Here is a 25777-nt window from a genome sequence, read left to right on the forward strand (position 1 = left end):
ATATGTTAAAACATTCCGTACCGCACGAACTAAACGGCATAAGACTTGATAAAGCTCTATCATTACTTCTTAAAAATGTTTCAAGGAATCAAATCCAAAAAGCTGTTAAAGATTCGCAAGTACTAGTTAATGATATAATTATTTCTGATCCTGATGTTTTGGTCAAGGAGAATGATATCATATTATTTTCTTTTAAAGAACCTGAAGAACTAAAAATTGAGGCAGCAAATATAGCACTTGATATAATCTATGAAAATGATGATCTAATTGTAATTAATAAAGCTGCAGGTATGACGGTACACCCAGGGCTAGGTCATCATAATGATACACTTGTTAATGCTTTATTACACTACACGAAGAATTTATCAGATATTGGTTCATCAGAAAGACCTGGAATAGTGCATCGTTTAGATAAAGATACTACAGGCTTGATGGTAGTTGCTAAAAATAATAAAGCACATATGCTACTTGCAAATCAGATAGAGCAAAGACAGGTAATACGGAAGTACAAAGCGTTAATTTGGGGAGTAATTAATCCGCTAGAAGGAGTGATTCAGAATAATATAGGTCGCAGCCGAAGTGATCGACAAAAAATGACCATATTAAAATACGGCGGTAAAGAAGCCGTGACACATTATAAAACTCTAGAATTGTTTTACGGTGGCACTATTAGTATGGTGGAATGCAAGCTTAACACGGGTAGAACTCATCAAATCAGGGTACAGCTAAGCCATTTAAAGCATTCAGTAGTCGGTGATCAAACTTATGGCAATAACGACCGAAAAGTTGCTCATTCCCCACCTGAATTAAAAGCAAAATTAATTGATTTTAAACGCCAAGCTCTGCATTCTTGGTACTTAAGTTTTACTAATCCAACTAGTAATAAGATTATGGAATTTTCTTGTAAGCTGCCAAGGGATATGGAAGAAATAATTTCGCTTGATGTCATTCCTGCAAAAGCAGGAACCTATGGACAATAAGTATCGACCCACGACTTGATTACGTGGTCTAATGAATTAGATACTACGCTCAAGGAGCTAGATAACAACTCAATAATTTAATATTTTACTATTCATGCAATACTCCATAAAAGAAACTCTCAGTGACGCAACAGATAAATTAAATAAAATAGGCATCAATTCATCGCAATTAGAAGCACGCATCTTACTACAGCATGTTATAAACACACCGCTTCAATATTTGCTTATCAAGCTTGATGAACAATTAAATCAGTCAGAGATAGAAGCTTTTGAAAAATTGTTAGAGAGAAGATTAAAGCATGAACCGATAGCATATATTATAGGTGTAAAAGAATTTTACTCACGTGAATTTATCGTTAATAAACATGTATTAATTCCAAGAGGCGATACTGAATTGTTGGTTGATATTGTAGTAGCATTGGTAAAGAGATGTCATTACCGCGAAAGCAGGAATCCAGTAAATCACTATATGGATACCTGCCTACGCGGGTATGACACTAGACTACAGACTAACAATATAAAAATCCTAGAACTTGGTACAGGTAGCGGTTGCATCGCTATCAGCCTATTATGTGAGTTACCAAATGCTAATGTAATTGCGACTGATATAAGCCTTGATGCAATAGAAGTTGCTAGAAACAATGCTCTAAAACATCACGTAACAGATCACATTCAGATTATTCACAGTAATTGGTTTGAGAATATTGAGAATCAGAAATTTGATTTTATTGTTAGCAACCCGCCATATATATCGAATACCGAAAAATCAGAGATGGCAATTGAAACAATAAATTATGAACCTCATCTTGCATTATTTGCCGAAGAAAATGGCTTACAGAGTTATAAAACAATTGCCGAAAATGCAAAAAAATTCTTGAAACAAAACGGTAAGTTGGCATTAGAGATAGGGTTTAAACAGAAAGAAACGGTAATTCAAATTTTCTTAGATCAAGGATATAATCTTGAAAACGTTTATAAGGATCTACAAGGTTACAGTAGGGTAATATTATTTTCTCCTATTAACTTAAATCGTTCATGTGCAAGACGTATCGGTAAAAGCCTATAAAGCTTGCAACAAAATATGTTAGATAAAGAACTACCGAAATATTTTTTTAAAAGAAAAGCTTATTAATGAAAAACTTAAAGTATTTATAGAAATTGGCTTTGGTATATGTGAGCATTTCATTACATTAACCAAGTTAAAATGAATCCTAATGCACTTTTTTTGGGGTAAAGGTATATTTAAACAGCAAATGCTTTAAGCTTGAAGGCGAGCAGAATATCACAAATTTTTTATTATTCCCCAATAATCTAGAAAATTTTTATATTAAATGATCTACCTAATAATAACCTTGAAAGCATTTATATTTTATTTCCTAATCCATACCCATAGGCAAAAAATAAGCAAAAAAAGAAACACATTTTTAATAAAGAGCGTATTAAGCTTTTGCAAGATAAGCTAAAAGATAACAGTAATTTAGTATTTGCTTCCGATATTGAAAGTTATTTTTTGAAGTAATATAATTATAGAGTAAAATGGTAAAATTATAAATAAAAATGATTATCTAAAACCTCATGATAATCATATAATTACCAAATATCATCAAAAAGCTATTAAGACGCATAGAACACTGAAATTTATAATTTTGCAGCACGTTTCAATCTGTCATTAATTGCAGCTCCGATATTTACAGAAGGCACTGGAGCAACTGCAATATATTCTATATCATGACTAGCAGCATAATCGTCAAGTATTCTTAAATATGCATAAAGATTTGCAGCAGCTTCTATAAGGTCACCTTTGGGGCTTAGATTTAACAAGAATCTTCCCTTAAGGTTTCTATTGCCAAAATTTAATCCAATTTCTTTATCCTCTAAATTTGTAGCATTTAATCTAATTGGTACTTTTGGCGAATAGTGTTTTGCAAGCATTCCAGGAGCTTTTATAGTACTTGTTTCTGAAGCTTTTAAAATTTCTATACCAAACGTTTTTTCTAGAACTTCAGACATTATAAACCCTTCTCTAAGAAGAGTAGGAGTAGCGGTTGTAGTATCAATTATAGTTGACTCTAGCCCATATTCAGATTGATAAATTTCAGGGGCTAAAATAAAAATTTCTTCATTATCCTTAAAATGTTTTGTAACATGCTCGGCGTTAGTTGGACTAATATAGTTTGAGGGGTTAGCACTTGGGGCTGCTATAGGCTTACCTGATTGTCTAATAAGTTCTAATGCTAAAGGATAAGATGGCATTCGAATTGCTATTGTATTAAGCCCTGCGGTAACTGACAATGCTATATTAACATTCTTTTTTAAAGGAACAACTATCGATAATGGTCCCGACCAAAATTTTTCTGCTATTTTTGTAGCTAAATCATTAAACTCACCTATTTCTTTTGCTTGCTCTATGGATGCAACATGCACGATAAGTGGATTAATAGCAGGACGATTTTTAAACTGAAAAATCTTTAAACAAGCCTCATTATTAGTAGCATCCGCTCCGATTCCATAAACTGTTTCAGTTGGAAAAACAACTACTTTACCAGATTTTATAAATTGAACTGCTTTATTAATCATGAATTTAGTTATTTAAGCTTGTTACTTATATGTCATTCCTGAGAGGCATTGTTACGTGGATACTAAATCGTCATTTTAAGTGACTGTAACGAGTCTGATAATCCAAAAAAATTAAAAAAGTTCTATAAACTTTTAGCATTTTTTACTGGATTACTATGACATGTCCAATCATAAGCGGTTAAACTTAGCTATTTTATGGAATAATTCACAAGTATTTTGTAATAATGATAAACGATTTTGTACGATTTTTGGATCAGGGTCATTAACGAGTACATTGCCAAAAAAGCTAGTAATCGGAGCTAATAGAGATGATAATAAATTTAAAACTCTCTCGTAATCTTTATCAGTTATACTATCTATAATTTGCGGCAAAATTTTTTGCATCACTGCAAATAATTCTTTTTCGGACTGCGTAGTAAAGAGATTCCCATCAACTAAACCGGTAATTTTCTGATCGCCGATTATATTACTTGCTCGTTTATAAGCATTTAATAATTGCTTTCCTGCATCTTCTGCTAAAAATTTTTGTAAGGTATTAAGTTTTAGACTTACACTAACCAAATCTTCTGCACTTAAATCAAGAACGGCATTAATTAATGAAATATCATAATTATTTTTGAAATAGAATTTTATTCTTTCTTTAAGGAAAGATATTATTAAATCCTTATTTTTATCAGATGAATCTTTATATAAGTTTATAGAAAAATTAATTAAATCATTTAAATTTAACTCTAATTTATTTTCAATGATTATTCTTATTATACCAAGAGCTTGACGTCTTAAGGCATATGGATCACCTGAACCTGTCGGCGCTTCTCCTGCTATCATTAAACCGACTAAACTATCTATTTTGTCAGCAGTAGCAAGAAGTGCAGCATTCCCGTTTGGTACATTGTCGCTTAGACCTTGCGGTTTATAATGATCCTTAATTGCTGTAGCTACTTCTTCATCTAATCCATCATGTTTTGCATAATAATAACCCATAATACCTTGCAGATCAGGAAATTCCCCGACCATTTCCGAAACAAGATCACTTTTGCAAAGTTTTGCTGCCATAATTAAATCTTTATTATTTGGAGCTATATAATTACAAATATTGGTTATGCGGTCGACTTTCTCTCTTAAGTTACCAAGCTTTACATGAAACGTTACAGCTAGTAGTTTAGATAAATTTGATTCTAAAGTTTTAGCTATATCCTGCTTATAAAAATATAAAGCATCAGCAAGACGTGCTGCTAATACTTTTTCGTTACCTTTAATAACGAGTTCAGCATTTACAAATCTGCCATTACTTACAAACAGAAAATACGGTGCAAAATTTCCCGCTTTATCAAATAGACAGAAATACTTCTGATGCCTACGCATCGAGGAAATTAACACCTCCTTAGGTAACTCTAAGAATTTTAGCGGTATTCTTCCAAGTAGTACAACAGGAAATTCAGTAAGCCCTGATACTTCTTCAATTAAACGATTATCTTCTTTTATAGTTAAATCATGAGAATTTGCGAGTTCTAATAAACCGGCTTTAATTATTTCTTCTCTCTTTGTTCTTTCTAAAATAACATGATTTTCTGAAAGTTTATTTTTGTAATCCTCAAAATTTTCTACTTCTATTTTTTTATTATCAGTTAGGCGATGTCCGTACGTAATATTATTAGCGGTTAAATGCCCAAATTGCATCGGTAATATTTCACCATCAAATATGCATAAAATGTTACGCAGAGGTCTAACCCACTTTATATTATAATCACCCCAAAACATCGACTTTGTCCAGCTATATTTATTAATAGCCTCTATAATAATTTCTGGTAAAATCTCTTTTATTTCTCTTTCTTCTGTTTTTTTGATGAAGAAATAATATAGTTGATTATTAATTAATTTAGTAAAAAGTTCTAATTTGCTAACATTATGAGCTTTACAAAAGCCATTAATAGCGGCTTCCGAAGCATTTAAGCTAGGTCCTTTAATTGCTGTGTCTTTTGGTAAAGTTACTTTCGGCAAGTGAGTAGCATGCAGAGTTATCCTACGAGGTCCTACAAACACTTTTACTTTTGCAAATATTTTGTTTTCTTCAAAAATTTTTGTAAATACGTTTAAATAACCCTTTTCAGCATTTTTTTGCATAAATGCAGGTATTTCTTCACTAAATAACTCTAATAATAACTCACTCACTCGTTCATCTCCAACCATTTTGTGCAACAAATTTTTGCTAAATGACGCACTCTTAAAACGTAGGAAGCACGTTCAGTTACACTAATCACCCCAAGTGCATTTAATTGATTAAATGCATGACTTGCCTTAAGGCATTCATCATAAGCAGCAAACGGCACATTTTTCTTTACTAACCACTCACATTGTTCTTCACTATCTTTAAAATGTCGTACTAACATTTCACTATCTGCAAGCTCTAAGTTATATTTTGAAAATTGCCTTTCAGCCTCAAAATCTACTTTACCGTATTTTAAAGCTTTTTCTCCTACTTGCCCATTCCAGTCAAGTTCTTTTACTTCATCAACACCTTGAATATATAAAGCAAGACGCTCAAGCCCGTAAGTGATTTCACCGGCAACGGGACGGCATTCAATACCACCGATTTGCTGCATATAAGTAAATTGTGATACTTCCATACCGTTACACCACACTTCCCAGCCAAGCCCAGCAGCACCTAGTGTCGGCGATTCCCAATCATCTTCAACAAAACGAATATCATGCGTTTTTAAATCTAAACCTAAACATTCTAAACTTTTAAGATATAGATCTTGAATATTATCTGGCGACGGCTTTAAGATAACTTGAAACTGATAATAATGTTGCATTCTGTTAGGATGCATACCGTACCTGCTATCCCCAGGTCTTCTAGACGGTTGCACGTAAGCGACAGACCAAGGTTTAGTACCAAGACATCGAAGCACTGTTGCAGGATGAAAGGTACCTGCTCCAACATGTGCATCGTAAGGCTGCAGTATTGCACAGCCGTAATCCTGCCAATAATTTTGTAATGTCAGTATAATTTGCTGAAATGATAGTTTTTTCATAAGCATTATGTTTATTATGTTATTCCCACATAGGCGGGCATCCAAAAAATGAAAGAATTTAAATTATTTACACCTATTAATTACTAGATTCCTGCCTTTTGCGGAAATGACACAGGAAAACTCATACAATACCACTATAAGCTCGTGCTAATTACATACAGAGGTCTTTAATAATACTCCTTACCGATCTTAATCTTAGGACGACCAGCAGCTATTCGCCAATCATTAGTGTCACGGAAAGAATAAATACAACCACAAAATTCTTGCTTATAAAAATGCTCTTCTTTAGCGATTTCATACATCCTACTAGCACCGCCATCTTTACGCCAATTATAAGTCCAATAAGTTATCCCCTCGTAATGAGATGCGGCTCTAATTCCTGATTCATTAATTTGGTTCATATCTTTCCATCTAGAAATACCAAGAGAACTGGTAATAACCCTAAAGCCATTTTCATAAGCATATAAAGCCGTACGTTCAAAACGCATATCAAAACACATACTGCAGCGTTTACCTCGTTCAGGCTCAAACTCCATCCCTTTAGCTCTTCTAAACCAATTTTGTGGATCATAATCCGCGTCAATAAATTCTATATTATGTTTGCCGGCAAAACGTATATTTTCATTTTTACGAAGCTCATATTCTTTTTTAGGATGTATATTAGGATTATAAAAAAATAGTGTAAACTTAATACCGTTATCTATTATTTTTTCCATTAAAGGACCGACGCAAGGAGCACAACAACAATGGAGTAAAACCTTGCTTTCACCATTTGGTATTTCAAAAACTTCACTCATAATTAGTTTACCAAGTTTTTCTTATATGTCTCTTTATAGAACTTCAAAATTATAGAGGATAATAAAACAAGTGCAATTAAATAATATGCAATAGCATAATGATCGCCGGTAACTTTCATTAATATCATTGCCACCATCGGTACGGTGCTGCCAAATATGGCAGCAGCAAGATTATACGAAAGTGCAACAGCAGTAAATGTTATACTAGTTGGAAATACTTCTACTAGAATCGTTGCGACAGGCCCCATATAAGTGCTGATAATTCCAGCAAATACTATTTGAGATATTATAGCTAAAGTAAAATTCATTGATCCAATACATATAAAAATAGGTTAGACATATACAATTAATAATATAATACCCCATATTAGCACAGGACGACGTCCAATTTGATCAGCAATATATGCAGATATTGTTAATACAATCATCATTACAATTAATATTATACTACTCTCAATTCGTGCTTTGCTGACTAGTATAACCAAGTGTTTGCATAAAATTACTGATAAAAACTGTAGCTGTAGAAGTATAAAAAGGAGCAGTTACAGTAATATAGAGTCCAGTGCTACTATTAATTCTTTCAGATATTTGGTTAATGTCTCATGCAAAGGAAAGCGTGCTAAGCATCCGCTCTCTTTAGCTTTTTTATAAATAGAACTTTCTGCTAGGTTTTTTCTAATATATAAACCTACGAAACTAATAAATAAACCGGCAATAAAAGGTATTCTCCAATCCCATTCAAAAAGCATCTCAGCATAAATAAAATAAGAAAAACCGGCTGCTGTACTAAGTCCAAGGAGCATACCGCCCCCGCACATACTAAATAAATGAGCTACTCCCTGCAAGTCCTAGTGCTTCTGTTGAAGTATGTTATACAATATATGAAATACAATCACTAAATTCCTCTCCTAAAGAAAAACCTTGTATGAGTATGATAATAGTTAAAATAATAGGAGCGGCAATTCAATAGTTTTATAGCTTGGTAAGAGACCTATTCCGGCAGAGTTCGGTATTGCCATAGTTATAATACCCATTACCAAAGCAGTGTGTCTGCCGAATTTATTCCCTATATTACCAAAAATAATAACGCCAAGCGGTCGTAACTACAAAGTCTGCAGCAAATACTGCAAAAATTAAAGTATCTTGCATTTCTGAATCCAAAAAAATGCTCCCCTATATAATATAAGCAAATTGAGCATATAATGCATAATTATACCATTCTAAAGCGTTACACATCATACCGGATATTACTACTTTTCTCATTATTATCTTTTTGAAATTATTGTATTGATTTAAAAAAAAGATAATAAGAGTAATATTTTATATTCTCAAGTAAAAATAGCTTTATCTATGTTTTTCATTAACTGCTTTCTTAGTTAATTTAGCATTTATTTGAGAAGGAGAAACTTTAATATTTTGTTTGATGTTTTTTGTTTTTTCTTGAGATAGAAGACTTTCTTTATTATTTTGTAATGTTTTCATAAACTTATCTATATTGCTTTGTTCTAGTTTTATTGCATTATCATTATTCAAAATTAATTCTCCAATTTTTTCACCAAGTTCAGGTGCATATCTCACGGCAAAAATTGATACCGGTACAACTATGATAGAAAAAGCTGCTCCCGCAGTCGCAACACTAATTGCGCCGACTAATAAAGCACAAACAGCACCAGCAATTTTTCCGGTTGCTTGTTTAAATATATTACTTTTTTGTGTAAATTCTAAAGATATTTCTAATATTTTATTAAATTCTTTTTTTATATACGTGGTTGCTGCATCAATATTATTATATTTCTTCATTGCATACATTATGGAAGCCTTAAATAATTTTTTATGAGATTCAGCATAATTTATTATTTTGTCAAAATTCTTATCTTTTAAAAGAATTTTAAATATGTTTTTAATTTTTTCTTTTTCGGTACTATTTATTTTTTCATCTCCAAAATAAACTGCTACAAGATTTTCTGCTATTATATCTTGTGATTGCTCTAAAATATTATTCTTATTTTGCTCATTTTTATCTTCAGAAGTAATCATTATTGCAAATAACTCTAATGCTACAGAAAAATTATCATCGTTAATAACCCGCATACCTAAATAATTTTTGAGCCTAGAAATACATTTGTTAATATATTTTTCAGGTTCCAGTTGAGAATTAAGTCTTAGCTTATAATCTATAGCAAGCATATTTGCAATAGTAGAGCAAGTAGATTTCGTAAGATTATTGACAAAATCATTAACAATATCCTTTTTAAATAAATTAGTATTTACGTTATTAAGTATTATTGCATTATTCATTTTATAATTTATTTTGAGACTAATTCTCTAATATGTAATATTAATTTAGCATAAATAATATTAGGAGCACGATTTACTGAAAGTTTATAGATATTCTTAGGCGTTAATACTTCTTCATTACGCACTCGTACAAAAGATATAAGAGTATTAGGAGGCACATAAGAATAAATTTCAGAGAATATTTTTAGAAAAGTCAAAAAATCTGCACATGCATATTTTATATTTATGCTATAATTATTTACATAAATCGATGCACTTTCTCCTTCAGTCGCCTGAAAATTATTTTTAAACAATACTGAATTTATAGATACATCTATAGGTTCTACTAAATTATATTTATCGCTTAAGCTTTTTATTCTGGGAATTAGTTCTTGATAATTTACGCAACTCAGACTACTTGGCACCCTTAAATCTATATATTTTTTGTAAGATTCTAATATTTCTTCTTTAGAGTTAATGACAGAATAAAGCTTTAAAACTTCTGTTGTTAGATTTTCTTGTGCAACGTGTTGATCAAGCATAGATTTACTGTATTCTTGCTGAAAATTTTTCATTATCCAAATAGTTAAGGAAATAAAGAAAAAATATATGATAAATTGAACAAATATCAGGTTCTTTAAATACATAATGTATTTTTCAAACATTATTTTTACCTTGGGTTATTAGTATTGTTGCATGGTTCATCTCATTCCCGCAAAGGCAGAAACCCAGAAAATAACTTTAATACTAGTACAAAATTACATGACAAAATAAACCTATAAAAGTTTTTCTAAGATTCCTACCCTTAGTGGCTAGGAATGACATAGAATATTAAGTTTTATCGTCAATGATATTAACCGACAAAGGAATTACTACCTTACCTAATATATCAAGTATTTTATCCTTGTATATAACATAATCTATTTGCAAATTAGATAATGTATTTTTTACGTTTTGCATATGATTATCTAGTATCTCTAAAGATTCATCTACCGATAGATTATTAGTATGATATTTAAGTATTAATTTAATTATTAATTGTCTCTTAGAAACTAGTAAAATATTATCTATATTTGTTAATTCCCATTTAATTTCTTCTAATTTAAAAGCTGGATTTAAAGTCATTATTAGTCTTTTAAGTAAATCAAACGGCAGTGGTACCGGTGCTGCTAGTAATTTTTCTATCACATATAAATCAGCTAGACTAGTAGCATTTTTAATATAAGGATATTTATATTTTATATTATCATATGCTTGATTTGTTGCATAATATTTTTCATTAATAGATTGTATGTTTTTGTAATTCTGTTTTGTATTATATTTGATAACACCGATCACTAATATTAATATTATAAGTAATGTACTATATAATTTAAATGTTAGATCTTTTATAGTAACTAGTTTTTTTATTGATTTTAAATTATTATTATAAGCAGGAAAGCTCTTATATTCTAGAAAGAGCCTACTAATATTTGTATCCATAAATCTTTCTTTTTCTAGAGTTTGCTTATTTAGTATATTATCAACTGGTATAAAGATCACAGGGCGATCTTCAAAATTTGTTGATTTTAATAAAGATTTCAACTCTTCATCTACTATAAGAATTATACAGGCTTTTTGATCAAGATTACTTATATAGTTTTTAAATAATATAAAGCAATCATTAATTTCTTGTTCTATAATACCTTGAATATAGCCGACAGTTTTATGAAATGGATACTCAAGATTTTTAATTGTTATTATATTATTTTTATGTTTGATAATAAATTTTATACCACTAGCTTGTGATGCATATACACAAATTTGAAAATAATCATTATATTTATTATTTTCTATATTCTGCACTATTTTATTTATAATAACTTTTAGTTCTAATGTTAAAAAATAAATTCCTTTTAAATCAAGTGATCTTTTATTTATAATACATGAAATTATATCGCTTAAAGGTCTTTCAAATGGACACGACATAATTAAAGTCGACCAAATTTCACTTGGTGTAGTAGTAATTTCGTAAACACAATGTGCTATAATGTCTTCTTTATTAAAATAACCTTCGATAAATTGTGCAATAGGATCAAGTTTTACTATTGACTGTAATATAGGTATTTGATCATGCCGTGTTTTACATTCGCTGCCATCAAGTAAAAAATAAATATCGCTTTTTGAAAATTTACTAAAAAAGTTTTTATAAGGGTTTAAGTCTATCTGTTCCTGGTTAGGGATAAATAATTTATCTAATAATTTGTTATCAAGAAAAGTACTCAGAAACACCCCTTTATTACCTAGTAACACCACAATATTTTTTCTTTTGAAAGAAAATATTTTTAATTTTGTAGCAAATTTAACAAAATATAATTTGATCGAATCAAAAATATTTTTCATAAATAAATTTATTTTACTCATGATTCAGAGTATACTCCTGATAAATGAAGAATAGTCAAAATAAAACATAAATTAATATTAGAGATAGGAACTGCTTCCCATCTCTAATACTCATTATTTTAAACTTCTTTTAAAAGAAACAAAGTATATAAAGAAACTTTAAACTATTATAACTTATATGACTAAATTTACCACCGAAGAAGTTAGAAGTAAATTTATAACTTACTTTAAAACAAATAATCATACACATGTACCCGCTAGCTCCTTAATTCCACAGAATGACCCTAGCTTAATGTTTGTTAATTCCGGAATGGTACAATTTAAAAATGTTTTTACAGGACAGGAAAAAAGACCTTATAACAAAGCGGTAACTAGTCAGAAATCTCTTAGAGCCGGCGGCAAGCATAATGACCTTGAGAATGTCGGTTATACTGCAAGACATCACACATTTTTTGAAATGCTAGGTAATTTTTCTTTTGGTGACTACTTTAAAGAACAAGCCATATATTACGCTTGGAATTTATTGACTAAAAAATTTGAACTACCGAAAAACAAGCTTTATGTAACAATTTATCATACCGATGATGAAGCAGCTTCTTACTGGAAAAAAATAGCAGGTTTTGGGGATGATCGCATAATAAGGATCAAAACAAACGATAATTTTTGGTCTATGGGCGATACCGGTCCTTGCGGTCCTTGCTCCGAAATTTTTTACGACCACGGCGAAAATATATATGGTGGACTTCCCGGTACTAAAGATGAAGATGGTGATAGATTTATCGAGATTTTGAATATGGTGTTTATGCAATATGAACAAGTAGATAAGGATACTAGAATAGAGTTACCGCAAAAATCTATTGATACTGGTATGGGTCTTGAGCGTATGACTGCGATATTGCAGCATGTTAACAATAATTATGATATAGATTTATTTCAGAAAATAATTGATTATACCGAAAATATAGTAAAAGTAAAAGTAAAGGGAGAAGCTAAATTTTCTTATAGGGTTATTGCTGATCACCTAAGAGCAAGTAGCTTTTTAATAGCTGACGGTGTCATCCCTTCAAATGAAGGACGCGGTTACGTACTTCGACGTATTATGCGAAGATCCATGAGACATGCTCATATGTTAGGTAGCAAAGAGCCGCTTATGTATAAATTACTGCCAAAGCTTGTTGATTTAATGGGAAATATTTATCCGGAACTTAAAAGATCTGAGAGTTTTATAAGTAATATCTTAGAACAAGAAGAGATTAGGTTTAAAACTACTTTAGAAAGAGGATTAAAATTACTTTCCGAAGAAACGGAAACACTAACAAAAGGTGATAAATTATCAGGAGAAATAGCATTTAAATTATACGATACTTACGGATTTCCACTTGATTTAACCAAAGATATTCTAAAAAACTATGATATTTCTGTTGATCATCAAGGATTTAAAGAGCAAATGCTTGCACAAAAAGAACGTGCTAGAAAATCTTGGCTTGGCTCTGGTGAGTACAAAACCAATCAGCTATGGTTTGATATCAAAGAACAATATGGTAGCACAGAATTTTTAGGATACACACTTAATGAAGCAGAATGTAAAATAATTGTATTAATCAAAGATAATAATTTAGTTAATAATATTCAGGAAACAGATACACAATTTTTATTGATCAGCAATCAAACTCCTTTTTACGGTGAGTCCGGCGGTCAGATGGGTGATAATGGAACGATATTTGCAAAAGATTCTGAAGTAGAAGTAATAGATACTTTGAAATATTTAGGCTCTATTATAGTTCACAAATGTATTTTGAAGAAAGGTAAAATTCATGTAGGAGAAAATGCTAATTTTAGTATAGACGTAAAATATAGACAGAATTTAAGAATTCATCATTCAGCAACACATATATTACATGCAGTGCTGCACGAAGTGCTTGGTAAACATGTGACACAAAAAGGCTCGTTAGTTGCTCCGACTTATTTACGTTTCGATATTAGCTATTCTAAAGCTGTGACTAATGAAGAAATTACTTTGATTGAAGATAAGGTAAATGAGATTATTAGAGCTAATCATGAAGTAAATACTACATTAATGGCAACTGAAGATGCAGTCAAACAAGGAGCTATGGCATTATTTGGAGAAAAATACGACTCTGAGGTAAGAGTAGTTAAGATGGGTAATAACTCTCTAGAATTATGCGGCGGTACACATGTTAGACGCCTTGGCGATATTGGTTGCTTTAAGATTACAAACGAAAGTGCTATAGCTGCCGGTATTCGCAGAATTGAAGCAGTTTGCGGTGAATTCGTAATTAAATTAATGAGAGAAAAAGAGAATTTACTTAAATCGGTAGAAAGCAGTTTAAAAACTAATAAAAATGAGCTTATTACCAAAGTAAACAATATTTTAGAACGGAATAAAGGTCTTGAGAAAGAGCTTGAAAAAGTCCATTTAGCTCATTTAGATTTAAGCATAGATCAGATTAATAAAGAAGCTGAAGAGATAAAAGGAGTTAAATTAATTTATCAATATATAGAGAATTTAAACAATAAAGTACTACGTCAGGCTGCAGAAAATTTAACGAAAAAAGTAGAGGATTTAATAGTAGTATATATTGTGGGTAATAGCGATAAATTATCTATTACGGTTGCAGTGAGTAAAGCTATAACAGATAAGTTCAACGCCGTTAATATTGCAAAAGAACTCTCGTTATTCTTAGGTGGCACAGGAGGCGGTGGGCAGGCAAGCCTTGCTCAAGCTGGCGGACATGATATAGGTAAGCTAAATAAAATACATGAAAAATTATATAGTTTATTAACAGTATTATAGGCTCTATGATTTTTAAAAAAGATCTTACTGACGTAGCTTTGCTGCACGGCTATCAGTCAATGTCATGACCTCTGCGTACACATTGTTATGTCGGCTGACACAGCGGACTTTACCAAGCCATGCAACAATGCCAGACAAGGATTAAACATTTAGGATCCGAGGACTTACAAAGAGACGACGTAATGAATTTTCAAGTGGGGTAATATATGATAATAAAGTACTAATACTCCGTTCTCACAAAATAAAGACCGGATGCAGGAGCAGTAGGCCCCGCAGCTTTTCTATCTTTTACTTCTAAAAGCTCTTTAATGTATTCTGCTTGCCAAACATTCTTACCGACAAGTACTAAACTACCGACAATATTACGTACCATATGATGCAAAAATGAGGGTGCTGAAAGATATAATTTTATTTCTTCGTCTTCTTTAATGATATTAAGTTCAGTTAAAGTTTTTATCGGTGATTTTGATTGACATGAGCTAGCCCTAAATGAAGTAAAATCATGTTTACCTAAGAGATAAGTTGCAGCTTTTTGCATAGCTAGAACATCTAAAGGTGAACTAATCCACCAAACACGATCACGATTAATTACCGATGAGTAAGGTCTATTAAGAATCCTATATATGTAGTGACGAGAGACAGCTGAAAATCTTGCATGAAAATTATTTGGAGCCATTTCACAGTTCCATACTATTACTGAATAAGGTCGTGCAAAATAGTTGATAGCTGTAATAATTTTGTGAGTTTCTAAATTTTTTGAAAGGTCAAAATGTGCTACCTGACCTATAGCATGCACACCAGCATCTGTTCTTCCGGATCCAAACAATACTACCTGTTCACCGGAAAATTTATAAATCGCTTCTTCTAATATTTGCTGTACCGACATTATTCCTGCTTGCCTTTGCCAACCTGCAAGATCCGTGCCTAAATATTCAATGGTGATCTTATATCGATACATAATTAGCCTGATTGTCATACCGCGACCTGATCGCAGTATGACAATATAAAGTGTTATCACGCCTCTAACAAATCTGATGAATTACTATCACTATGCTTTCCTCCGCTTCTAAAGCTATTAAGCTTTTTAGATCTAATAGGATGCTGTAACTTTCTTAAAGCTTTTGACTCGATTTGTCTTATACGTTCCCTAGTTACTTTAAATTGCTGCCCTACTTCTTCTAATGTATGGTCAGTATTCATACCTATACCGAAACGCATTCTCAGCACTCTTTCTTCACGAGGTGTAAGAGTTGCAAGTACTCTAGTGGTAACTTCTCGTAAATTTGACTGAATTGCCGCATCAATCGGTGCTACTGCATTCTTATCTTCAATAAAATCACCTAATTGACCGCCGTCACTATCATCACCTACTGGATTCTCAAGACTTATAGGTTCTTTAGCTATTTTCATGACCTTACGCACTTTATCAAGCGGCATTGAAAGACGGTTAGCGATTTCCGTTGCCGTAGGTTCATAGCCAAGTTCATTAAGCATTTGTCTTGAAGTACGCAATATCTTATTAATTGTTTCAATCATGTGCACAGGAATACGTATAGTCCTTGCTTGATCAGCAATAGCTCTTGTTATAGCTTGTCTAATCCACCAAGTAGCATAGGTAGAGAATTTATATCCACGGCGATATTCAAATTTATCCACCGCTTTCATAAGGCCTATATTACCTTCTTGAATTAAATCTAAAAACTGCAATCCTCTATTAGCATATTTTTTAGCAATAGATATAACTAAACGTAAATTCGCTTCTATCATATCTTTTTTTGCTTGCAGTGTTTGTCTCTCGCTTTTTTGTATAGTATTCACTAATTTTTTAAAATCATTGACTAAAAGACCGGTATTAGATTCTATAACCGATAATTCGGCAATCATTTGATCTATATAATCCGATTCTTTAGTAATTAACTCTTTCCAAGCAATTTTTTTATTTTTCAGCATTTTTTCTTTCCATGCTGCATTGATAACCGATCCTATATATTCATCAAGGAAATTTTGGCGAGTTACTCCGTATTTTTCGGCAAGTTTTAAAAAAGCTGTTTCTTTATTAATTAAATCACGATTTATTCCATACATTTTACCTAAAATTTCGTCTGTTTTTTTAGAATTAAAATGTATTTCCGAAACTTCATTTATTAATAATTCCAAGTTATTATTATATTTCCTGCTATTTTGTAAAACCTTCGGCTCAAAAGATTTCTCATAACATTTTTTAGCTTCAATTAGTAGTTCTTCACAAATAAAAGCAATCTTTTTCATACGCTCTATAACATTAGGTAATATCTGCGTTTCCACTCTAGACATAGATAAGTGATGATCCTCATGCTCTTCTCCTTCGTTATCACTACTATGTTCTTCATCATTTTCAGATGTTTCGTCATGTAACATGTTAGCTTCCAAATCTATTAGATCACGTAGTAACATTTTTTCATTAACTAAATCTTCATACCATACTATAAAACAACGCATAGCAATAGGGCTTCTGCATAAGGAAGCAGTCATTGTTTTACGTCCTTCCTCAATTCTTTTTGCTATTTCTACTTCGTTTTCACGAGTTAAAAGATCAACTCCTCCCATATCCTTAAGATATAATCTTACAGGATCATCGGTAGTACCTATATTTTTTTCTTCTACCTCATCATCAGGTTCATTATCAACATTGATAGATAGCTTAAATTCTTCATCCATGCCTATATCAAGCTTAATTTCATCATCTTCATTAGATTCTAAAATATCTATTCCCGCATCAGAAAATTTTAATATAGCTTCCTCTAATTGTCTTATTGAAGGATTTTTATTAAGAGGAAGAGCTTTGTTTATATCATCGTAAGTGACCGGTATCTTTTTAGATTTAGCTTTTTTAAGTAAACTATCTATTTTATCTAGATCATTATATACATTACTATTGCTCATTAAATACCTATATGGTTTTTTCTTTCAAAAGGAGTATGTAATACTACTTATTGAAAGAAGAATTAAAATAACGGATATTCGATATGGAAAGTAGTTTCCACCTCAAATACAAATTCAATTTATATTTTTTGTTTTCTTTACTCTTCATTATACTTGAAGTATAAAATACTAAATTATATAGTGCGGTTAATAAAAGATTCGTTTAAAACTTGAAGCTCATTTGCAATCTTTAGAATTTCTTTTTTATATAGTAAAACTTTTTCAAAATCGTGATTATCAGTACTGTTTATAATATACATGTATTCTTGTTGTAAATTTATTAGATAATATTTCTTATGTAGCCACTGCCATAATAAATCTATTCTGACATTATTTTTATTAAATGAGATATCTAAAAACAAATTATCCGTTTTTGATAATAATAAAAAAATATCAAAAAAGCTAGTTTTTTCCACAATTGCAGTAATTTCACTTGCTGCTACGTTATTAGCTATAATCTCGTTTAAATACCAATTACGGAATTCTTCAAGTGATTTATTATTAAAATTTAAATTTAGGATAAAATCTTTAATATCTTTTTCTTCAAGAATTGCAGGAAACCTAACCAACAAAGCACAAAAAGCGTGTTCTAGCATTTCAAGCTCCGAATAACCGTGACTTGAAATTATAGGAGTTAAATTTAAACTTTTAGTTTTAACTTTTTTCTGTTTTATAACTAAATTTTGCCATATTTGATCTTTAAAAAATCTGTAATAACTTGATCTTAAATCACTATCTGATATTTTGCTGCAATAATTTTTTAAAATTTTTTCTAAAGTAGCTTTTTCTTCTGCAGTTTTAAAACTCTTACCGCTATATTCTATATGCCAAATCATTTCTGATAGGCTTATTCTTTTATCTATAAGCTTTGCAAAAAAATCAGCACCGTTTTTATTTACTGCATCGTCGGGATCAAGTCCGCTTGGTAACCTAATAAAAGAAATTTTCTTTTCACTATTAATAAGTGGTAATGCTAGGTTAATAGTTCTTATGCTAGCTTTTATGCCTGCATTATCTCCGTCAAGGCATAATATAATTTCATCGCCGGCACGCCATAATTTATGTAAGTGATTCTCAGTGATGCTAGTACCAAGGCTTGCAACCGTTTCACTAAAACCTGCTTGATGTAGTACTATAACGTCAAAATAACCTTCTACTAAAATCGACTGATTTTTTTTATAACTACTGCTTATCGCTTTATGCTCACCGTATAGTGTTTCGCTTTTTTGAAATACTATAGTTTCAGGTGAATTTAAGTATTTAGGCAGCCCTTCCCCTAGTACTCTACCACCAAAGCCTACAATTTTATTGTAAATATTTCTAATTGGAATGGTAATACGGTTAGAAAATAAATTATATATTTCTCCGTTTTCTCGTTTGCCGATTAAACCTGCTTTACCGAGTTTTACAATATCTATATTTTTATCATGAAAAAACTTTTCAAATTTATTATTCTTCGGTGCAAAACCTATTGAAAACTCTTTTACTGTTTTTTCGGTAATATTCCTCCCGTGTAGATAATTTAATATTTCAGGCGTTAATTGCGTCCTGAAAAACTTATTGGCAAGTTCTAGAATATTTAGAATTTCATCGGATTCTTCATAAAATTCTTTCTGTTTTGCAGTTAATTTTGGTATCTCTATACTGTAATCGGTTGCAAGCTTTATAGCAGACTCATTATAGGATAGGCCACTAATATTAGAAGTAAATTTTATAACGTCACCGGCTGCTTTACAACCAAAACAATAGAAAAATCTCTTACTATCATTAACTGTAAAAGAAGGAGTCTTTTCTTGATGGAAAGGACATAAACCTACATAGTTGGCGGATTTTTTAGTTAAAACTACTTTTTGCCGTATTACATCAGATATGTTAATACGGTTTCTTAAGAACTCATAAAATTCAGATGCAACTCGCATATTTTATATTATATAAAAAAGAATAGTAGTAAAAAGACAATAAGCCAGAGGTATAGACAGATTATCGTTAATTCTTAAATCTTTTGAATAAAATTCAGCTACCGTAGCCCCTATACAACTTATAATAATAATAAAAAAACTTGTATTATATCCTAAATAGAAATACACTAATATACTTATAAACATTGCAGAAACTAAAAAGGTAATAGAACCTGCCATTGATTTACCATTACTTAAACTATTGCCTATTTTAACGCCGATAAGAGCCGCTAAACAATCTGAAATAATTAAAATTAGCCACGAACAAATTACTAAATTTTTAGGAAAAAGAAGAGCAGTTAAGAAAAAACCGAGCATCATAAAGCTAATGCCGCTTAAAACACAAGAGCTGTGATTTTCTTGAGGCCTTATAACCTTTGAAAAAAATCTAGTTACAAATTCACTAATTCTTACATTATTATGACGCGATACATCTAAATATAATGTAATAACTGTTATTATAAATAATAATAGTGTAATAGCTGTTCTTGGAATAAACAAATAAAGTAGCGGAAATATTATAGCCGATAGGTGGAAAATTTTACGCTTTTTCTCGAAGTCAAAATCTTTAATTTCCATAGGACAATTAATATGTTTTTAGATATGTGAAAATAATGCCTGCGTCATTGCGAGAAGCATTCGATTTCATCCCCTGCGGAAAGCATGGATCCAGAAAAAATAACCTTAGTATTGGCACAAAATTACCTATTTGGTAAAATAAACATATAAAAAACAAGTTTTTATATGTTTTACTGGATTCCCGCCTCCGCGGGAATAACATAACAGAATCCACGCAACAATATGTCCACTTGCAATAACAATATCTACTATTTAGTAGCAATACCAAATAATTAAAAAAGGCTTATTTGACAAATTTAACTATTACAAATATACTTGCTAAAATCTATATTATTGAAAATAGTATACTATAAATTACTAAATCTACACAATATAATTATGAATACAAAATTTCCTATAACTGCTAAAGGTTTTAAAAAATTAGAACACGAGCTTAAACATTTAAAACATGTAGAGCGTAAAAAAATTAGTGAAGATATAGCAGAGGCACGAGAACACGGTGATTTATCCGAAAATGCGGAATATGAAGCAGCACGTGAGAAACAAGCATTTATAGAAGGACGTATTAAAGAGCTTGAAGATATGGCAGCAAGAGCGGAAATCATTGATATTAGTAAACTATCGGGAGATAACATAAAATTCGGGGCTACAGTTACTTTAATCGACGACGATACTGAAGAAAAAGTAACATATATTGTTGTAGGAGAATATGAAGCCGATATCACTAGAAAAAGAGTTTCAATAGCTTCTCCTATAGCAAAAGCTTTGATTGGGAAATCAGTAGGTGATTTTGTAGAAGTCACAACACCGAAAGGATCAAAATCATATGAAGTGGTTGAGGTTGAATATAAAGCATTAGAACTTTAGCTGCATAACTTGCTCCTAAGAGGAATTTTTGTGCATCGATTCGGTACTCGCATCTTTATACTTATATGTACGCTACAGTATTACATCCTGCATTTCCTACAAATTCCTCCTTATTAGCTCGTTATGCTTAACTAGGTTTATACTCTAAGTAAATGAAGAGTTAATATAGATGAGTCTATTTCTTCTTAAACATCTCTAGCATTCTTTTTGTCACTATAAATCCTCCAAAAATGTTTATAGAGGCAAGTAAAGTGGCAAAATACCCAATTAGACTAGAAACCCATAAAGCAGAGCTTACTTTGCAGCAATCATAGAGCTAAGAACTATAATGCCTGAAATAGCATTATTAATAGACATAAGTGTAGTATGGAGTGCAGGTGTTACTTTCCACACTACATAATATCCAACAAAAGAAGCTAATACGAAAATTGTTATAGCAAATACTAGCAGGTCTATAGTGCTTGTGTTCGTTTGGCAACTAGCATCTATTACTAAGTCTTTTAACGTGTCTGATAATTCTTGGTTATTATTGGCAATTTCAGCACTCTGCTTCGTTATTATCGGTAATTGATTCATATTTCTATTTTGGTTACAGTGTTACCTAGTTCACTTGGCTTCTTACCGTACGAACGTTTATGATGTCATTCCTACGAAAGCGCGAATCTAGAAAACAACCTTAATATTAGGTACATATTTGATAAAATAAAAATATAAAAAACAAGTTTTTATATGTTTTACTAGATTACTGCTTTTGCATAAATGAAATTTATTTTCTCATTTACTATTTTGCCGTCTTTAGTAATTAACATATCACGTACTAAATCATCATCCATATTAAATTTACCATCTTGTAAAGCATAATTTAGAAAATTATATAAATTCTCAGCATATAACTTTGAGCTATCGGTAGCAATTTTAGCAGCAAGACTTTGATAAACCTACTATGGTAACTCCGTGTTTAGTAACGATCTTATCAATTTCCGAACCCTCGACATTCCCACCTGTAGAGGTCGCTATATCAATAATTACCAAACGATACTTCATCGATTCCAGCATTTTTTGTAACAAGTAACGGTGCTTTTTTCCCGGAATTTGTGCAGTAGTAATAACTATATTATATCCTTTAATAATTTTTGCTAAAAACTCTTCTTGTTTAGCTTTGTAATCTTCCGAACTTTCTGAAGCATAACCTGATTTATCTTGCAAATCTTCTTGTAGCTCAGGTGAAACAAACTTAGCTCCTAAGCTTTCTACCTGCTCTTTGGTAGCAGCTCTTACATCGTATCCTGCACAACTATACTACCAAGTCTTTTTGCCGTTGCAATAGCTTGAAGACATGCCGATATACCAAGCACTAAAGTTTTACACGGTGAAATAGTCCCTGCTGCCGTCATCACATCATCGGAAAAGCTTTTGTGTAATGATATCCTGCCTCAATTACTACTCTATGATTACTTTGAGAAGACAAAGTATCCATATTTTGAGTTTTAGTAATTCTCGGTATAAACTCCATAGCAAAAGTCGTAAGTTTTTTTAGCTGCCACTTGCTGCCACTTTTATATAATCATGATTTAAATAAGGTGATAGAAGACCGATAATAATTGCACCTGCTTTTGCAAATTCAAGACTATATTTATCCCTAACAGATGAAGGTTGTACCTTTAATATAATATCGTCATTAGAAATAATTTCGAGCGGTACTGAAAATATCTTAGCACTGGCTACAATATATTCTTCATCAAGAAAACCGGCAGAAAGCCCTATATCTTTTTCTACAGTAACTAAATAGCTTTTTTGACTAGAGCAATCCAGCTACTTCAGACGTTATAGCAGTTCGTGTTTCATACTTGGCTTTTTCTTTTAAAGTAACAATTTTCATAAAAATTATTTGTTTTAACAAAATAACTAAGGTATTTTAAACATAATTTAAAATATAAAACAATAAAAATGAAAAAAATATTGTTCTTAGCCGTTATTTTTGTTTTCGTAAATTCTATTACGGTATATGCAAATGATCATACTGTTATTTTAGAGCTAAAAACTTATCTACGTACTATAAAATCAGTTGCGATAGATTTTACTCAAGAAGATTCTAAAAATAATATAGCTAAAGGAAAATTATTAATAAGAAAACCTTATAATTTTAGATGTAATTATTATCCCCCGTTTCCTTTAGTTATAATAGGTACTAAAAATTTTGTATCAATGTATGATTATGACATGGAACAAGTAAGTCGTATTAATAGAAGCGAAAATATATTTAATTTCTTATTAGAAGATAATGAGAATTTTGACAGGTATTTTGTTTTTGAATCAGTAATTAATGAAGGAAACATTTTTAAAATTACTATCTACCATACTCTAACGGAAAAACGTAGCGAAATTATTTTTAATAAAGCTACTAAACAAATTGAGCTACTCAAAATATTTGAAAATAATAATATAGTAACTATTACTTTTGATAAAATAGCTAAAGTACAAAAATTTTCCGATGATTTGTTTAAATTAAAAAATCCTGAAATATTTGGCCCGCCTAAAAGGTTAACAAAATCAGAAATAGAAAAAAAATATATTGTTTCTTCTAGATAAACAGGTTATGTTAATTATGCTAGTAGTGGGCATTATGCCTGTTTAGTTGGTCAGGTCTGAAAGGAAGCAGCCGGAGCAGGCTTTAAGTGGGTCATTACTAGCATTATTCTCAAAAGAATTGGATGTCATAACTATTTTTTATTGTCATCCCGCTACTTGATCACAGGATCCAGTCTAAAATACTGAAATTATTAGTTATACTTTTGGGTACTATGGTCAAAGCCACGGTATGACACATCAAGTGCTTTTTTCGAATCGTGCAACAACGCCTACAACTGAGCTAGGATGACATTAAAGGTAACTAGATCTTATAACAATCGTGACCGATATAAATTCATCTAATAAGTATATTCCTTTTGCAAGGAAATATCGTCCTGGTAACTTTGCCGAGCTTCAGGGGCAAGAGGTACTAGTCAAAGTTTTAAGCTATACTATTTTAAATGATAGGCTTGCTGGAGGTTATCTTTTAACAGGTATTAGAGGCGTCGGTAAAACTACCTCGGCCCGCATTATTGCTAAAACCGTAAACTGTTCTGCTTTAATTACTGAAGACACTGTAGGCAATTCAGTTAAGCTTAAATACAATGAGCAAGGAGCAAAGCCTATAGGTAATAGGAGAGTGACAAGCAACAATGTAGGTAAGTTTAAATCAATTGACTACACTATTAGAACATGTGAAGAATGTACGAACTGCATTAGTTTTAACAATCATAATCATCCTGATATAATCGAAATTGATGCAGCAAGTAAAACTAGCGTAGATGATATACGTAGAATTATAGAATCAGCTGAGTATAAACCTCTACAAGGTAAACATAAAATCTTCATTATTGATGAGGTACATATGCTTTCTAAAGGAGCTTTTAATGCACTTCTTAAGACTTTGGAAGAACCACCACCTCATATAATATTTATTTTTGCAACGACGGAAGTACAAAAAATACCTGCAACTATTATTTCAAGATGTCAACGTTATGATTTAAGACGTCTGAGTTTTGAAGAGATTTTTAAATTACTTGAATATATAACTAAGCAAGAAAATTTAAAAGCCGATATAGAAGCACTAAGAATTATATCTTTTAAATCAGAAGGTTCAGCACGTGATGCAGTATCTATTTTAGATCAAGCAGCTAGTATGTCGGCAAAATCCGATAATATAATTAGCTCTCAAGTAATTAATCAAATGCTTGGACTTGTTGATACTTCAGTTATAATAGAATTTTTCGAATATATTATCCGTAGAGAAACGGAAAAAGCTATAAACTTAATAAATAAGCTTTATAGTTTTTCAGTTAATCTTGAGATTTTTATAGAATCGGTAGCAGATTTTATTGCTTATCTTAATAAAGTAAAAATGTTACCTAATTATAGGTTGCCTATATATGAATCCTTTAATGATAGAATTAAAAATATTTTGAGTGAAATTAGTTTGCCCTATCTGTCAATCTTATGGCAAATATATAATAAAGGAGTCGTAGAAATAAAAATTTCCTATAATCAACTGACAGAAACAGAAATGTTAGTTATAAAATCTATATATTCGAGGTCGCTACCATTGCTTACAGATTTTGACGTTAATAATCAAAATTTAAATCAATCAATTAATCCAGAAATAAAAAAAAAATTTGAAATTGTAGATTTTCTTGAATATCTATATAAAAATAATGAAATAGATATATATTACTTCCTACTCAATCATACGGAACTTAAAAAGTTTGGTTATAATAGGTTAGAGTTCTTCAGTCTTGAAATTACAAGCAAGATAAAAAAACAAATAGAAGATTTACTGGTTACTTTTAGCAAGGAAAAATTTGAGGTTATAATAATAAAAGAGCAGAACAAACAAACCTTAAAGAATCAGCTCATAGGGAAGATTGAAGCAAGTAACGATTTTGCTTTAATCAAAAAATATTTTCCAAATGCAATGATTTCAGATATTTTACTTAAAAATTAAAGGATA

General features: G+C 31.0%; 16 protein-coding genes, 1 other RNA gene and 4 pseudogenes. 7 read left to right on the top strand and 14 right to left on the bottom strand.

All coding sequences use genetic code 11. The features are described from left to right. Positions 1–2 precede the first annotated feature (2 nt). Entirely contained in the window at positions 3–980 is a 978-nt protein-coding gene (locus A1E_RS04840) for an RluA family pseudouridine synthase (protein ID WP_012149196.1), read from the top strand. Between the two features lie 94 nt (positions 981–1074). Then, positions 1075–2653 (top strand): annotated as a pseudogene (gene trmB / locus A1E_RS07045) (bifunctional peptide chain release factor N(5)-glutamine methyltransferase PrmC/tRNA (guanosine(46)-N7)-methyltransferase TrmB). Here trmB and A1E_RS04850 read toward each other — a convergent pair. The 8 genes and pseudogenes from A1E_RS04850 to A1E_RS04890 form a co-directional block, all read right to left on the bottom strand. Beyond that, positions 2619–3557, bottom strand: coding sequence for an L-threonylcarbamoyladenylate synthase (locus tag A1E_RS04850; protein WP_012149198.1), 939 nt, complete (start codon positions 3555–3557; stop codon positions 2619–2621). The pseudogene trmB and the gene A1E_RS04850 overlap by 35 nt on opposite strands. Before the next feature lie 168 nt (positions 3558–3725). Further along, positions 3726–5729, bottom strand: a complete 2004-nt coding sequence (gene glyS / locus A1E_RS04855) for a glycine--tRNA ligase subunit beta (RefSeq protein WP_012149199.1) — start codon at positions 5727–5729, stop codon at positions 3726–3728. Beyond that, the gene (locus A1E_RS04860) at positions 5726–6592 is read right to left on the bottom strand and encodes a glycine--tRNA ligase subunit alpha (protein ID WP_012149200.1); all 867 of its coding nucleotides are present in this window, start codon (positions 6590–6592) and stop codon (positions 5726–5728) included. The genes glyS and A1E_RS04860 overlap by 4 nt, the downstream gene beginning before the upstream one ends. A gap of 167 nt (positions 6593–6759) precedes the next feature. Continuing rightward, on the bottom strand, positions 6760–7389 hold the full coding sequence (locus tag A1E_RS04865) for an epoxyqueuosine reductase QueH (RefSeq protein WP_012149201.1): 630 nt from the start codon (positions 7387–7389) through the stop codon (positions 6760–6762). Between the two features lie 2 nt (positions 7390–7391). Continuing rightward, a pseudogene (locus A1E_RS07050) lies at positions 7392–8652 on the bottom strand (MFS transporter). An 81-nt stretch (positions 8653–8733) separates the two neighbouring features. Further along, a complete protein-coding gene (locus A1E_RS04880; RefSeq protein WP_012149203.1) occupies positions 8734–9687 on the bottom strand; it encodes an RP853 family protein in 954 nt (317 codons plus the stop codon). 8 nt (positions 9688–9695) lie between these two features. Next, complete coding sequence (locus A1E_RS04885) at positions 9696–10331, bottom strand: hypothetical protein (protein ID WP_041405258.1); 636 nt, start codon at positions 10329–10331, stop codon at positions 9696–9698. Between the two features lie 166 nt (positions 10332–10497). Then, complete coding sequence (locus A1E_RS04890) at positions 10498–12069, bottom strand: hypothetical protein (protein WP_012149205.1); 1572 nt, start codon at positions 12067–12069, stop codon at positions 10498–10500. 157 nt (positions 12070–12226) lie between these two features. On the opposite strand from A1E_RS04890, the gene alaS reads away from it, so the two are divergent. Next, positions 12227–14863 (top strand): alanine--tRNA ligase, encoded by a 2637-nt coding sequence (gene alaS / locus A1E_RS04895; protein WP_012149206.1) that lies wholly within the window; start codon positions 12227–12229, stop codon positions 14861–14863. A 220-nt stretch (positions 14864–15083) separates the two neighbouring features. Here alaS and truA read toward each other — a convergent pair whose 3' ends face one another. The 4 genes from truA to A1E_RS04915 all read right to left on the bottom strand — a co-directional run bounded on the left by truA (position 15084) and on the right by A1E_RS04915 (position 20361). After that, positions 15084–15821 (bottom strand): tRNA pseudouridine(38-40) synthase TruA, encoded by a 738-nt coding sequence (truA, locus tag A1E_RS04900; RefSeq protein WP_012149207.1) that lies wholly within the window; start codon positions 15819–15821, stop codon positions 15084–15086. A 56-nt stretch (positions 15822–15877) separates the two neighbouring features. Further along, positions 15878–17785, bottom strand: a complete 1908-nt coding sequence (rpoD, locus tag A1E_RS04905; protein WP_012149208.1) for an RNA polymerase sigma factor RpoD — start codon at positions 17783–17785, stop codon at positions 15878–15880. A gap of 173 nt (positions 17786–17958) precedes the next feature. Beyond that, positions 17959–19743: a DNA primase gene (gene dnaG, locus A1E_RS04910; RefSeq protein WP_012149209.1), complete on the bottom strand. Its 1785-nt coding sequence runs from the start codon at positions 19741–19743 to the stop codon at positions 17959–17961. A gap of 3 nt (positions 19744–19746) precedes the next feature. After that, positions 19747–20361: a diacylglycerol/polyprenol kinase family protein gene (locus A1E_RS04915; RefSeq protein WP_012149210.1), complete on the bottom strand. Its 615-nt coding sequence runs from the start codon at positions 20359–20361 to the stop codon at positions 19747–19749. Positions 20362–20739: 378 nt separating this feature from the next. Between A1E_RS04915 and greA the strand changes: the two genes are divergently transcribed. Then, the gene (gene greA, locus A1E_RS04920; RefSeq protein ID WP_012149211.1) at positions 20740–21228 is read left to right on the top strand and encodes a transcription elongation factor GreA; all 489 of its coding nucleotides are present in this window, start codon (positions 20740–20742) and stop codon (positions 21226–21228) included. Between the two features lie 175 nt (positions 21229–21403). Here the strand turns inward: greA and A1E_RS04925 are convergent. Next, a pseudogene (locus A1E_RS04925) lies at positions 21404–21804 on the bottom strand (NAD(P) transhydrogenase subunit alpha part 2). A 161-nt stretch (positions 21805–21965) separates the two neighbouring features. Then, a pseudogene (locus A1E_RS06005) lies at positions 21966–23107 on the bottom strand (NAD(P) transhydrogenase subunit alpha). Positions 23108–23175: 68 nt separating this feature from the next. Here A1E_RS06005 and A1E_RS04935 point away from each other — a divergent pair. From A1E_RS04935 to dnaX, 3 genes are all read left to right on the top strand, one after another. Further along, complete coding sequence (locus tag A1E_RS04935) at positions 23176–23817, top strand: outer-membrane lipoprotein carrier protein LolA (RefSeq protein WP_012149214.1); 642 nt, start codon at positions 23176–23178, stop codon at positions 23815–23817. Between the two features lie 14 nt (positions 23818–23831). Beyond that, positions 23832–23926, top strand: an RNA gene (ffs, locus tag A1E_RS06010) — signal recognition particle sRNA small type. Between the two features lie 210 nt (positions 23927–24136). Next, the gene (dnaX, locus tag A1E_RS04940) at positions 24137–25771 is read left to right on the top strand and encodes a DNA polymerase III subunit gamma/tau (RefSeq protein WP_012149215.1); all 1635 of its coding nucleotides are present in this window, start codon (positions 24137–24139) and stop codon (positions 25769–25771) included. Positions 25772–25777: the final 6 nt, after the last annotated feature.

This window comes from Rickettsia canadensis str. McKiel (assembly GCF_000014345.1).
GTDB classification, from domain to species: Bacteria; Pseudomonadota; Alphaproteobacteria; order Rickettsiales; family Rickettsiaceae; genus Rickettsia; species Rickettsia canadensis.

Bases quoted from the DNA above. Each gene is read 5' to 3' on its own strand.
- A1E_RS04840 (WP_012149196.1), top strand. From the start codon at position 3: ATGTTAAAACATTCCGTACCGCACGAACTAAACGGCATAAGACTTGAT.
- A1E_RS04850 (WP_012149198.1), bottom strand. From the start codon at position 3,557: ATGATTAATAAAGCAGTTCAATTTATAAAATCTGGTAAAGTAGTTGTT.
- A1E_RS04860 (WP_012149200.1), bottom strand. From the start codon at position 6,592: ATGAAAAAACTATCATTTCAGCAAATTATACTGACATTACAAAATTAT.
- A1E_RS04865 (WP_012149201.1), bottom strand. From the start codon at position 7,389: ATGAGTGAAGTTTTTGAAATACCAAATGGTGAAAGCAAGGTTTTACTC.
- A1E_RS04880 (WP_012149203.1), bottom strand. From the start codon at position 9,687: ATGAATAATGCAATAATACTTAATAACGTAAATACTAATTTATTTAAA.
- A1E_RS04885 (WP_041405258.1), bottom strand. From the start codon at position 10,331: ATGTTTGAAAAATACATTATGTATTTAAAGAACCTGATATTTGTTCAA.
- A1E_RS04890 (WP_012149205.1), bottom strand. From the start codon at position 12,069: ATGAGTAAAATAAATTTATTTATGAAAAATATTTTTGATTCGATCAAA.
- alaS (WP_012149206.1), top strand. From the start codon at position 12,227: ATGACTAAATTTACCACCGAAGAAGTTAGAAGTAAATTTATAACTTAC.
- truA (WP_012149207.1), bottom strand. From the start codon at position 15,821: ATGTATCGATATAAGATCACCATTGAATATTTAGGCACGGATCTTGCA.
- rpoD (WP_012149208.1), bottom strand. From the start codon at position 17,785: ATGAGCAATAGTAATGTATATAATGATCTAGATAAAATAGATAGTTTA.
- dnaG (WP_012149209.1), bottom strand. From the start codon at position 19,743: ATGCGAGTTGCATCTGAATTTTATGAGTTCTTAAGAAACCGTATTAAC.
- A1E_RS04915 (WP_012149210.1), bottom strand. From the start codon at position 20,361: ATGGAAATTAAAGATTTTGACTTCGAGAAAAAGCGTAAAATTTTCCAC.
- greA (WP_012149211.1), top strand. From the start codon at position 20,740: ATGAATACAAAATTTCCTATAACTGCTAAAGGTTTTAAAAAATTAGAA.
- A1E_RS04935 (WP_012149214.1), top strand. From the start codon at position 23,176: ATGAAAAAAATATTGTTCTTAGCCGTTATTTTTGTTTTCGTAAATTCT.